The sequence below is a fragment of the Bacillota bacterium genome (assembly GCA_012518215.1).
In the GTDB taxonomy this organism is placed as follows: domain Bacteria; phylum Bacillota; class Dethiobacteria; order DTU022; family PWGO01; genus JAAYSV01.
Window position 1 is genome coordinate 191644 of sequence record JAAYSV010000049.1, and the last position, 11877, is coordinate 203520.

11 protein-coding genes are annotated in these 11877 nt (G+C 48.6%); 3 read left to right on the plus strand and 8 right to left on the minus strand.

Annotated features, from left to right (window positions below; all coding sequences use genetic code 11):
- Positions 1-32: 32 nt before the first annotated feature.
- From GX364_08520 to GX364_08555, 8 genes are all read right to left on the minus strand, one after another.
- Positions 33-956, minus strand: a complete 924-nt coding sequence (locus tag GX364_08520) for an NAD-dependent epimerase/dehydratase family protein (GenBank protein NLI70890.1) — start codon at positions 954-956, stop codon at positions 33-35.
- A gap of 165 nt (positions 957-1121) precedes the next feature.
- A complete protein-coding gene (locus GX364_08525; GenBank protein NLI70891.1) occupies positions 1122-2474 on the minus strand; it encodes a sugar transferase in 1353 nt (450 codons plus the stop codon).
- 276 nt (positions 2475-2750) lie between these two features.
- On the minus strand, positions 2751-3881 hold the full coding sequence (locus tag GX364_08530) for a glycosyltransferase family 4 protein (GenBank protein ID NLI70892.1): 1131 nt from the start codon (positions 3879-3881) through the stop codon (positions 2751-2753).
- Positions 3878-5068, minus strand: coding sequence for a glycosyltransferase family 4 protein (locus tag GX364_08535; protein NLI70893.1), 1191 nt, complete (start codon positions 5066-5068; stop codon positions 3878-3880). The genes GX364_08530 and GX364_08535 overlap by 4 nt, the downstream gene beginning before the upstream one ends.
- A gap of 5 nt (positions 5069-5073) precedes the next feature.
- Positions 5074-6534, minus strand: coding sequence for an O-antigen ligase family protein (locus tag GX364_08540; protein ID NLI70894.1), 1461 nt, complete (start codon positions 6532-6534; stop codon positions 5074-5076).
- Between the two features lie 18 nt (positions 6535-6552).
- Positions 6553-7587, minus strand: coding sequence for a glycosyltransferase family 4 protein (locus tag GX364_08545; GenBank protein NLI70895.1), 1035 nt, complete (start codon positions 7585-7587; stop codon positions 6553-6555).
- Positions 7588-7615: 28 nt separating this feature from the next.
- Positions 7616-8707 (minus strand): UDP-N-acetylglucosamine 2-epimerase (non-hydrolyzing), encoded by a 1092-nt coding sequence (gene wecB, locus GX364_08550; GenBank protein ID NLI70896.1) that lies wholly within the window; start codon positions 8705-8707, stop codon positions 7616-7618.
- Positions 8708-8750: 43 nt separating this feature from the next.
- Positions 8751-9533, minus strand: coding sequence for a hypothetical protein (locus GX364_08555; GenBank protein NLI70897.1), 783 nt, complete (start codon positions 9531-9533; stop codon positions 8751-8753).
- 232 nt (positions 9534-9765) lie between these two features.
- Between GX364_08555 and GX364_08560 the strand changes: the two genes are divergently transcribed.
- The 3 genes from GX364_08560 to GX364_08570 all read left to right on the plus strand — a co-directional run bounded on the left by GX364_08560 (position 9766) and on the right by GX364_08570 (position 11139).
- Positions 9766-10437, plus strand: a complete 672-nt coding sequence (locus GX364_08560) for a DUF421 domain-containing protein (protein NLI70898.1) — start codon at positions 9766-9768, stop codon at positions 10435-10437.
- Between the two features lie 10 nt (positions 10438-10447).
- A complete protein-coding gene (locus GX364_08565; GenBank protein ID NLI70899.1) occupies positions 10448-10828 on the plus strand; it encodes a DUF4363 family protein in 381 nt (126 codons plus the stop codon).
- A 101-nt stretch (positions 10829-10929) separates the two neighbouring features.
- A complete protein-coding gene (locus tag GX364_08570; GenBank protein ID NLI70900.1) occupies positions 10930-11139 on the plus strand; it encodes a hypothetical protein in 210 nt (69 codons plus the stop codon).
- Positions 11140-11877 lie beyond the last annotated feature (738 nt).

The following is an 11877-nucleotide window of genomic DNA, read 5'->3' on the forward strand; positions in this document are numbered from 1 at the left end:
CGACTTTCCGCCTTCCCTTTCCTGCTGCCCTTTCAGCTTCTGTCAGTTGCCTCGACCATCTTTTCCAGGCCTTCCGCAAAATCAACAACGGGGTGGTAATCGATCAATTCCCGGGCGCGCTTGATATCTGCCCGGGAATGTCTGATGTCGCCCTCCCTGGAATCTTCAAAAATCGGTTCCAGTTCCGTACCCAGGGCCACGTTCATTTTTTCAACCAGCTCCAGCAGGCTCACGCTCCTGCCGCCGGCAATGTTGATTTTTTCTCCGCCACCAACCCCGGAGGAAGCTGCCAGCAAGTTTGCACGGGCCACATCCTCGACATAAACAAAATCACGGGTCTGCTCCCCATCGCCGTACACAACGGGACGCAGACCTGCTTTCATCCTTTGCAAAAAAATGGTGATGACCCCGGAATACTCGGAATCGGGATCCTGATTGGGGCCGAAAACATTGAAATATCTCAAAATTACCGTTTCAAGGCCGCGTACATCGGAAAAATACTTGCAGTAATACTCGCAGGCATGCTTGGAAAAAGCATAGGGGCTGAGCGGTTGCGCGGGCAATGCCTCCGATAGCGGCCCATCCCCGGCATCCCCGTAAACGGATGCCGAACTGGCCATGATAACCTTTTCGACCCCCGCTTCCAGGGCGCAATTCAGAACGTTGATGGTTCCGATCACATTGTTGTATTCTGTTTCCTCCGGGGCCTCCATCGAGCGGACAACCGAAGAGAGGGCAGCCTGGTGAAAAACTATTTTCACATCTTCGAAATGCTTCCGGATTTCCGGCGCATTGATGTCAGCCCTGACAAAATCCAGGTCGCCGAAATAACCTTCAAGATTGGACCTTCTGCCCGTGGAAAGGTTATCCAGAACTCTAACCTTTTCGCCTTTTCCTACCAATTTTTTGGCTATATCGCTGCCGATAAAACCTGCCCCGCCTGTGATCAGATACATTCTTTCACCCCCGTTTGAATGAAGTAGAAAACATTTTTCAAATCCATGTGATATTTATTTGTATGCAATTTTGTGTCGACAAATAAGGGATGAGGGTTGTCGATCAACCTGTCAATATTCTCCGATCATTCGCTTCTGCACCTGTTTTTCTCCTTGAATTTCTGATCATGAAGCACGGTCGCGCATCAAAATCACTTTTATGGTCTGGAGAATTATCTTGATATCAAAAAGAGGCGAATAATTCTTGGCATAGAGAAGATCGTAGCGCAGCTTGTCTTCTATGGAAGTGCTGTAGTTGCTCATCACCTGGGCCAGCCCGGTGATCCCGGCGTTGGTGATATGGCGGTATGTGTACCCCTGTATTTCTTTTTCATATCGCTCCACAAAATAGGGCCTTTCCGGCCGCGGGCCGACCATGCTCATATCGCCCTTCAGGACATTGATCAATTGCGGCAACTCATCCATACGGGTAGGCCTCAAAAGACGCCCCATACGGGTTACACGCGGATCGTCCTTGTAGGACTGTATTGGCCCGGTGGACGCCTCTGCATTGTGCTTCATGGTCCTGAATTTGTATATTTTGAATTGCCTGCCCTTTCTGCCGATCCTTTTCTGCGTGTAAAAGACCGGGCCGGGCGAATCGATTTTGATGGCCAGGGAAATAAGAAGGAAAAAGGGGAAAAACAACACCAATCCCAAACAGCTGGCAGCAATATCCATAAGGCGCTTGATTTGCTTTCGACCGGGGTTGTTGATCGTGTCGATTTTCAGAACGGGAATATCGTCGATCTGGTCAAGCGCGGCCTGTGAAAGCATGATCTCGTAGATGCTGGGAATGATAAGAGATTCCCATCCACGTGAAAGGCCACCCCGCACAACGGACTCCCGCACCGGGTCGGGAACCTCTCCGGAAACAATCACGGTGTCTGGCCGGTACCTGTTGCATATCTCCTTGACCTCATCAAAAGCACCCAGGTGGGGGAAATTGCCACGGGGTTTATCTTCCCTGTTCCTGGTAACAATTCCTATAACTATTTCATGGTCTCCCGTCAATTTTTCAAGCAAAAAGTCCGCCTCTTCCCCGGGGGCAACACAGATAATCTTCCTTGGCGGACATCTTGAAATCTCGATCTTCAGCATTATCCAGCGCCAGGTGCCAAGTGTGATCACCTGCACGATGGCGGCAATAAAAAAAACACTGCGGGGGAAACTGAATCCCTGGATCATGTAGGAAATGGAAATGGTAAAAAGCATCAGGATACCGATGGAAACAACAAGAGAAGCCAGCACCTCGCTCCATTTCTGTTTCAACGTGTGGTAGAGGCCATAAAAATTGAAAAGTAGAACCGCCAGCACCGAAACAAAAGGAATCATGATCAGGTACGGATGAAAATTGAACTGTGGCAGCCCCCCCTGAAAACGAATCAGAAAAGCGATGACAATGCTTGCATTGACCAGCACAATATCGCCTATCAGTTGCAGCAAATTGAATGCTGTTTTGGGACCGTTGTTACCCACGACATCCTCCCTTTAACCTGCCTGGTTAACCAGGACAATATTGCGTCAAATTTTGCAGCGAATTATTACTTTAATATTAGAGATAAGCCACCTTTATCCCTTTTTTTTACCTGCAATATTAACCATATTTATTGGTTGTTAACTGCCGTTATCAACTCGAGAAAAATACCCTTGAAAAAAGTCCAATTTCGGCGGGGGTCGCCTCTGATCATTTCAAGATCCCGGGGGAAAAAGACTCGCCTCCACGAATTAAATGCGCTGAACAGGACCATGCCGTCATGTCTGCAAAATCTTGTTGTAAAAATCCAACAATTTTCTGCTTTCCCTTGCCCAGGTGTAACGCAGGAAAACCATCCTTCTCCCATTTTCCCCCATCTCCTTCCGCCGATCGGGGTTGGCCAGAAGATATTCAACCGCGGCAGCGATTTCCCCGGGAACCATGGGGTTCACCATCAGTCCACAACGGCTTGCGCCAATGATCTCTTTCCAGAGAGCAAAATCGGAAGCGATCACCGGAAGCCCCGCGGACATATATTCAAAGAGCTTGTTGGGTAAAGCAACCGTGAGATGTTTCAAAGGATGAATACATACCAACCCGATATCTGCTTCCATATAGTTCGCCCATACCTCTTCCTGTTCAAGCCACCCGCGGTAATCGACTCTTTCATACCCCCGGAGCTGTTCAACCTTTCTTTGAAAATCGATGCTGTCAAACCTGCCCAGCAGCCTCAAGGTGATTTCCCTGCGGGCATCGATCAACTCCATGGCCTGCACCAATTGATAGATCCCCCGCTCCTCGTTCAGGAGCCCGGCATAGATGAGAACAGCCCCTTCCCCTCCCCGCGGCACCCTTTCCCTGGACGGCAAAGCTTTCAATTCGGGATAATTCCTTACCTGGACCACCCTGGCCCGGCTCGTGGAAAACTTTTTCTCGATATCGTCGGTGACAGTGACGATACCATCCAGCAGGTGGGCAGCCACCCGTTCCGCGGCCGCCGCCAGAGTGGACATCACCCGTCGCAGAAAAGGGGGAAGCCAGAATTTTGTAAGGATCTTCTCCGGATAATCCTCATGGACATCATAAATAACCTTTTTGCGGGTAACCAGTTTGAGTACGATGCCCACGGGTATCAACTCCGGATCATGGAAATGGTACAAATCCGGTTTTATCTTGATTGCCCGGGTTAATAATTTCAATGTCAAGCCGAACATTCTCTGCAGACGGTTTTTCGGGGCAGGGAGGGCAATGATCCGGATCCCGTCGATGGTACAATCCTTCTCATGTTGAGCAATCAAAGAAACGTCATAACCGGCCCCGGACAACGCGCGAAGCTGTTTGTGAAAGATGCGGATGTCAAAAACATAGTGAACAGAAGTCAGATGGCAGATCATGGCCTTTGCTTTCACCCTGGCAGCACCTCTTTGTAAACCTCAATATTTTTACGGGCATTTTCCTCCCAGGTCAGTTTCTCAAGCACCAGCTCACGTGCCCGCGCACCCATCGCCTGCGCCTCCCGGGGAGAAGCAAGGAGATGGTCGAGGGCTGCGGTCAAATCAGCCAGGTTACGGGGCTCCACCAGCATCCCTGTCGCCCGATCTTCGATTATATCCTCGATACCTGCCCCGCGGCAGGCCACGGCCGGCTTACCGGCAGCCATGGCCTCGATATACACCACCCCGAATGCCTCATTCCAACTCGGCAGGGCAAAAATATCACACTCGTTCATCAATTCCATAACCTGATCATGGGGAAGTTCCCCCTTGAAACAGACGTGTTCTTCTATCTTCAAAGATGCGGCCAGACGTTCCAGATTGTTTCGTTCCACACCATCACCAACTACAATGTAGCGTAAATGGGCATATTTTTCTATCAACGCGGCCACTGCATGAAGATTGTAATCGATCCCCTTCAGTTTGATCAGGTTGGAGACGCTGAGGATGGTCCCTCCTTCCCCCGATGTTTTCTTCTTCCCGGAGGCACCAGTTAGCTTTGAAACCGTAACCCCGTTATGGATTGTCCGCACTTTTTCATGATGAGCCATATTCTCCCGGGCAACCTTTTTCAATCTCTCGCTTACAGTGATCACCCTGTCAGCACCGGCCAGAACATTCTTCACAACCCCGTTGCATTTCTTGTTCCTGTGAAGGGTATAGGCAAAATCAGCGCCGTGCACGGTGACCACCAGCGGCCTTTTGTATTCTTCCTTAAGCTTCAGGGCAGCGTCTCCGTCGGGTACCGCTACGTGAGCATGGATAATATCAAAAGGGAAACGGGAATGGATTTTTTCAATCAGGGGTCTTATTCCCCGATGCATGAGCAGCCCCGCATGTTCAAAAAAGATATTTGCAGGAAACGAAAGATAGCGCGGGTAATGAATTTCAACCCCGTCCAGCACATCCCGTGAAGGAATCAGAGAATAATCACGCCATTTTTTGCGCAACCGATTCAGTGGAAATGGCGCCACGGGAACGGCGGAAACCACCATTACCTCGCATCCCTGTTCCACCAGCGCCTGTACCTGTTCATGAACGAAAATACCGGCAATCGGCCGGGACAGGGAGGGGTACATATGCGATATAACCAGTACTTTTATATCCATCAGTAGAACACCTTTTTCCTGTTATTCAACGATGCGAGGATCAGTCCCAGATAGATCATCAAAATGGGCATCAGTTGCAATGAATGATACACTGCGGAAGGCATCATGTAAACAGCATAGGAAACCAAGGTTGCTTGCATGGCGACAACCAGTACCTTCAGGTATCTGTCTTCATCACCTGCCCTCCTGTTCAGAGAACGTGCCAATTTCACCAGGGTCACGAGGTACCCACCGAACCAGAGTACAAAAACACTGACCCCCAGTATGCCGTAACGCCTCAGCAGCAGAATCCATTCATTGTCAACGATGGTCGTCATCGTCTTCTTCCCCGGCCCCCAACCGAAAAATGGTGATTGCCGCCAGAGATTCAAGGCCTCGCCCCAGCGCCCCATCCTCAGCTGCCAGCTGTTGTCATCGATTATGTTCAGACCGCTCGTCATGCGGATATAAAACTTTTCCGGTGCAAGCCATACGATCAAAGAGATGATGAGAAGCAAAACAACAATTACAACGATGAACACCCTGATCTTTTTCAAGCGGGCCAGATGAAAGAGGTAGTGGCCGAAAAGGATGAATGCACAGGCAACGATCTGGATTACCAGCCCGGTTCGGGAAAGGGTAAGCGCCGTGGCCAGGGCAAATAGGACAAAACAGATGATACTCGTATAGCGCAAAAATTTCTCCTTCAGATAGAGGAATCCGCTCAGTGCCAGTGAACTGCCTATCACCAGAAGGGCAGCAAAATCGTTGGGGTTGGCCGTCGTGCCGATAATCCTTTTGTGCACCAGGAGTCCCTTTAGCTGGGTCGTGGTATAGTAAGGCACAATTATCCGGTTGACGTCAAATAGGTTGAAATACTGGGCAAAACCAAAGAAAACGGCCAGAGCAAAGATCGCCAGTGACCAGAGATAGATCTTTTTGTAGTCCCCGTCCCGGATATCCATGCCAACTACGAGGGCGAAGATCAAAAAATACTGGACAATTTTCAACAGTTCAAACCAATCCCGCAGTAACGGCTGATAATCAAGTACGAGGGCTGAAAAAGTGATCGAGACACAGATAGAAATCCCGAACAGAACAAACCAGATCATGGAACGGTCCCATACAAACAAGGCACGGCGTCTGCCGGTTCGGTGCCCCAGAAAATACAACAACCATAGCAACAGCACAAAAATGAAGCCGAAACGAAGGTCGGGGATGCTGCTTGACAGGCTCAAAGGCGGCAACAAAATATAGATGGCCAGCAAGGGAATGATTGTACGGGACAGAACAATCTTCTTCTTCAATCCATAAAGAATCAAGAAGCAGGCAAGCACAATCAGGAACAATGCGGCAAACATGTATTTTTTGAACGATGGGCCGTGAAACAAAACTCCCCACAGGATGGCCATAATCAGGCCCGCCGCTACAATCAGCGGAAAAATTTCGTGGTTAACTTTCACATCGATCTTCTTCTCCATGAACAGACAACTCCGTTATCATTCATCAAGGGTTTCAACGATGGTTTCTACACGGTGGGTCCACATATTTGAGCAGGTGACAGCTTCTTTGACATTGGCCCTGAATTTATCGTCTTTTTCAAGCGCCCTGTTCATCTCCCGCACCCCCCGAACAAAACCTTCCATGTGGTCAGCAGTCACGATGCCCACCCCGTTTTTACGAATAAAAGCGGCCATCTCGGTACAATCCGTTGATACGATCGGCAGACCGTAGGAAAGATATTCAAAGAGCTTGACCGGCATGGCAAGATCATTGTAGGTATCTCTTTTTCTGGGGATAACAGCGAAATCGCTTTGCGCGTATATTTTTTTCAATTCCGTTCCGGTTGCATGGTGGATATTCAACCACCGGTCGGCAGCCGAATATTTCAAAAATGCCGCATCCTCACGCCGGCAAACCAGATTCAGATTGAGCGTCTGTTCCCTGTTGACGGCCCGGAAAGACTCCAGGAGCAGATCCGCGCCATATTTTTCATTTATCCCCCCGACATGAATGGCGTTGTTGAAACGGGATGGCCTATCAACAAATTTTTCTTCCGCACCGGGGGGCAGGGGAACCTTGCGGTTAAAATCAAACATTGCCCCCATGGAAGCCGAAGGGAAAAAGATCACGCTGGCCACCTTCTTGAACAACATCCAATCCATCCTGTACCTCAGCAGCAGTTCGTATTTTTTTGGGCCGGCAACTTTCCACCAATGGGGAAATTTGTAATATGCGTCTCGATAAAATATCCCGATCGGTATCTTCTGCCGGAATACACCCAGATAGATATGATAATCCAGTGGATGGATCGGGTAAGTGCTCGGTTCAATATAGCAAAATCGGCAATCGGCAATCCGTCTTCTGATTCTTCGATATGCTGCCAACCGCGAATCTATATCCCCGTTGATCAACAGAACATCGTAACCTTTATCCAGAAAAGCTCTGTACATCTTGTAAGGCCTTACTTTTGATCCGCTGGAAAGATCCCGGAAATCCGTATGACAGATATATAAAATCAGGTTGTTTTTCATCGATGCCTCCGATTCTTGTACCACCTATCTATCTGCCAAACTTTAAAAGGTGTTCGGCAATTTTTGGGGAGGCACGGCCATCGCCATAAAATTCCAGGTCAACCCTTCCGGAAGAGCCGTGCGCCGATAGAATGCTGTCGGCAACCATCTCATGACCTTCGGGGACAACCACCCTGTTCCAGCCGGCATCGACCAGTTCGCCCCATTCAGTTTCATCCCGCAATGTGACGCAAGGCACCCTGTAGAAATAAGCTTCTTTCTGTACACCCCCGGAGTCGGTAACGATCAGGGATGACTTTTTTTCCAGAAGAAGCATATCGAGGTAACCGACTGGATCGATGATATGCAACTTTTTCTCTATTTCCCCGATCAATCCCTCCCGGGATAATATTTTTCGGGTGCGGGGATGCAGCGGCATGACAACCGGAAACCGATCTGCCACCCGGGAAAGCCCGTAAAAGATAGCTCTGATCCGAGCAGGGTTATCAGTGTTTTCCGCTCTATGAACGGTAGCCAGGATATATTGCCGGTTTTCCACCCCAAGTTGCTGTAAAATGCGGCTTTTATTCTCCGCTTCCCGGCCAAAAAAGATGGAGGCATCATACATCACGTCTCCGCTAAGATAAACCTTCTCGCCATGAATTCCTTCAAGCTTGAGGTTTTCTACAGCCTGCGCAGTGGGAACGTATAACAAATCAGCAAGATGATCGGTAAGCAGACGGTTTATTTCTTCGGGCATCAGCCGATTGTAGGACCGCAATCCTGCTTCGACATGGGCTACAGGCAGGTGCATCTTGGCCGCGGCAAGGGCACCGGCAAGTGTAGAATTTGTATCACCATAAACCAGAACCAGGTCGGGTTTTTCCTGCATGAGATATTTTTCCACGGCAGCCATCATCAATCCGGTCTGCTCCCCGTGAGGGCCCGAACCGACGCCCAGATAACAATCCACGGCAGGCATCCCCAGCTCCTGAAAAAAAACAGCAGACATATTATGATCGTAATGCTGCCCGGTATGCACGATTTTTTCTTCTATCCTGCCTGTTTCACGCAAGGCCCTGGAAACCATGGCAGCCTTGACAAACTGTGGACGGGCACCTATAACCGTCATTATTTTCAAACCAGTCGGCTCCTTTTGCGGTATTATTATTTTTTCATTCTCGTTACAAGTCGGATTTTTCATGGGCATTGGTTGGAGGCATGAGATATATGTGGCGCAGGAAAACCAGACCCGTGGCCAGTACAAAACCCAGAAATGCAATGATGGCAGCATTGTACAATTTCTTCCGGAATATCCGGGATGAGGAGTCGGCATTCGTCATGACAATCAACAGGTCTTCTTCGAAGAAAGTGCCTTCCTCCAACTCTTTCAGGCGGAAAGAAACCTCTTCCATCTGCACCAGAAGGTTGCCCTTCTCTTCCATGAATACTCTATAAACCGGATTTTCTTCAGCATTGCCATCCATTATTTCAGTGCCATATTTATCAACAAATTCGGCATCGATATATTCAAGATTGCGGGCCAGCCGCTCCTTCTCCTTCACAAGAAATTCTTTCTGATTCTGCAGTATGGCTTTGAACAACAAAGCCGCCGCGGTTTCAGCCGCCTCCTTGCTTTTTTCGCCCTGCTCATGCCCCGCCCTGATCCCCAGGAATTTCTGTGTCGAACGGCTACCGATCACGGTTAAATCCTCCCACGCAAGGTCCAGTTTCTCTGCCCCTGTCCGCGCGGAAGTTTCCATCGTAATTTCCGAGAAATCGATCATTTTCATGTAATCGTCAACCGTATTCTCGAAAGGAGTCAGGTTGATAAGTATCTCCGTACAGTAACGAGGGGTGAATAGAAAAAAACCGACAAGGATACAGGCCACCGTGATGGCAGCAATAAAATATTTACCCCTCCACATAACCTTGACAAATTCCCGCAAATCTATTTCATTGTCCATTGTACCTTCTCACCCTTGCTTTTTTTGATCAGGTCAATTATATCAGATAGTGATTTTCTTCAACAAATGCAGGCATAATCCTTTCCCCGGCGCCCCCTTAAAACTTAAATATAATTAACAGCTTTTATTCCGGGAGGCCGATGAAAAATGAATTATATCTGCTTTTTGTTTCATCCTAATAGGTGAACTCATTATCGTGATGTAACAAAGGCGCAACAGGAGAGAGCTGTTCATGATAATTGTTTTTATCCGCACCCTGATCCTCTTCACCCTGGTTATTGTAGTTATCAGGGTCATGGGTAAAAGGCAGGTTGGCGAATTTCAACCCTACGAGCTGGCTATTCTCATCATGATTTCGGCATTGGCTGCCATCCCCATGGAAGATATCGCCATTCCTCTTTCCAACACGATCATTCCCATCCTGTTGCTGTTCTCGATACAGATCATCCTTTCCTTGATCGCGTTGAAGAACGAGAAAATAAGAGCCTTGCTTGATGGGCGGCCAAGTATTGTCATCGAGAATGGAAGGATCGTCGAAGCGGAATTGAAAAAGTTGAGAGTGAACATCAACGACATGTTGGAACTCATCCGCCTGTCGGGTTACCCGAGCCTGAATGATATCGAATTCGCCATTCTGGAGACCAACGGGAAATTGAGTGTTCTCCCCAAATCGCAACATCGTCCCGTCACTCCTGAAGATCTGAATATCGAAACGCAGTACGAGGGGCTGCCCTATCCCCTGGTTGCCGATGGAAATATCAATTACGAGATGCTGACCAAAGTCAAGTTGAACGAGACATGGCTGAAAGAGGAACTGTCCAAACTGGGCTACCTGAATATCAATGATGTTTTTCTGGCCAGCCTGGGCACCAACGGCGAACTGGTTGTTCAAAGAAAGGAATAGGGAACATGTCATGAAAGCTGCCGTAGGCATTTCAATCTTGCTCGTTGTCCTTGTTGGTACCTCACTGCTAATCTATTCCCTCACCGGCTCTCTGTACCTGGAGATGAAAGACTGCCTGGATACCATGGAAAAAGCCGTGGAAAACGGCCAGTGGGGAGAAGTCGAAAAGGAAGCCAGCCTGCTGCAAGAACTTTGGCACCGGGGAGATTGTTTGTGGAGCCCGGTTATGGATCATCGACAAATTGATAGGGTCGATGAATCAATCACGTTGATCATGGCCCTGGTCAAAATGAAATCAAAGGAAAACCTTGTTCTGGAGATAAATGCAGCCAGGAGGATGTTGAAGAGGATCAAAGATAAGGAAAGCCCCCTGTTCAAAACAATTTTTTGAACTCGGGAAAAGCAGACCCTGAAACCGTACGGGGTGAAAATAAATACAGGTTTTGAGGAAGGTGAAGGTCAATCATATCGGCAGAAATATCACTATATCCCATGGAAACAGCGGATTCGGATCATATCATCAATGAGTCGCTCGGAATTCTGAATGATAGTGGGTTGAGTTACCAGGTAGGGCCTTTGAGTACAAAAATATCCGGTCCCCCGGAAATAATTTGGGATGGACTGAGAAAAGTTTTTGAACATGCCCGGAATAAACAAACCGAAGTAGCCATGGTAGTAACAATTGCCAACTCACGGATATAAAACTTGCCTTTACCGAACTGTGGCAACCATTCGCTCCATGTCGCTGACGCCAACATATCTGTACGGGGAAAAGATAGAAGCCTAGGAACCAGTTTATGGCGGTGGTAAGGTGTGTACGAGGAGGGGATTCTTCGGTCGCCCCAAAAGCAGGGCTCCCTCAGAATGACAGGTTGTATTTCCTTTTTCCCTTACAGCGGGGGATGTGAGAAGGGAATTCTTCGGTCGCCTGCGGCGCCCTCCCCACCCCTGTCATTCCGAGCAAGCGTTGTTTAACAAGAACACCAACATATAGCCACAGAGATAAATATGATATAGAAATGGTAACACCAGAGTGAAAAAATAGCGCAGCGAGGAATCTCGGGCAATGGAGAAACGATTGTCGTTAAAGCCAATATGTGGGGGCGAAAAGATAATAGCCAGGAACCAGTTTGGGTCAGTGGCAAGGTGTGTACGAGAAGGGGATTCTTCAGGCGACTGAGGCTCTCTTTTTGTGGGTATGCGAAAATATAAAACCCAAGAAATAGCTTCTACCCTGAGTAAGTGGTATTGATGTGGGTTTCATTGACTGCCTACGTTTTCTTTTTCTTTTTTATATGTTGGCTTGGCGACTTGGCCGTTCATGGGCCATAGCAAAAGAACGGTTCAGGCTCGGGCTCAACGGGAACACCTCCAATCTTCACGTCCTGTGAAGTATCCGGCTGCCGACATCACGTCGGCAGTCCCGTTTCGCTTCCTCGC

Bases quoted from the DNA above. Each gene is read 5' to 3' on its own strand.
- GX364_08520 (NLI70890.1), bottom strand. From the start codon at position 956: ATGTATCTGATCACAGGCGGGGCAGGTTTTATCGGCAGCGATATAGCC.
- GX364_08540 (NLI70894.1), bottom strand. From the start codon at position 6,534: ATGGAGAAGAAGATCGATGTGAAAGTTAACCACGAAATTTTTCCGCTG.
- GX364_08545 (NLI70895.1), bottom strand. From the start codon at position 7,587: ATGAAAAACAACCTGATTTTATATATCTGTCATACGGATTTCCGGGAT.
- GX364_08555 (NLI70897.1), bottom strand. From the start codon at position 9,533: ATGGACAATGAAATAGATTTGCGGGAATTTGTCAAGGTTATGTGGAGG.
- GX364_08560 (NLI70898.1), top strand. From the start codon at position 9,766: ATGATAATTGTTTTTATCCGCACCCTGATCCTCTTCACCCTGGTTATT.
- GX364_08565 (NLI70899.1), top strand. From the start codon at position 10,448: ATGAAAGCTGCCGTAGGCATTTCAATCTTGCTCGTTGTCCTTGTTGGT.
- GX364_08570 (NLI70900.1), top strand. From the start codon at position 10,930: ATGGAAACAGCGGATTCGGATCATATCATCAATGAGTCGCTCGGAATT.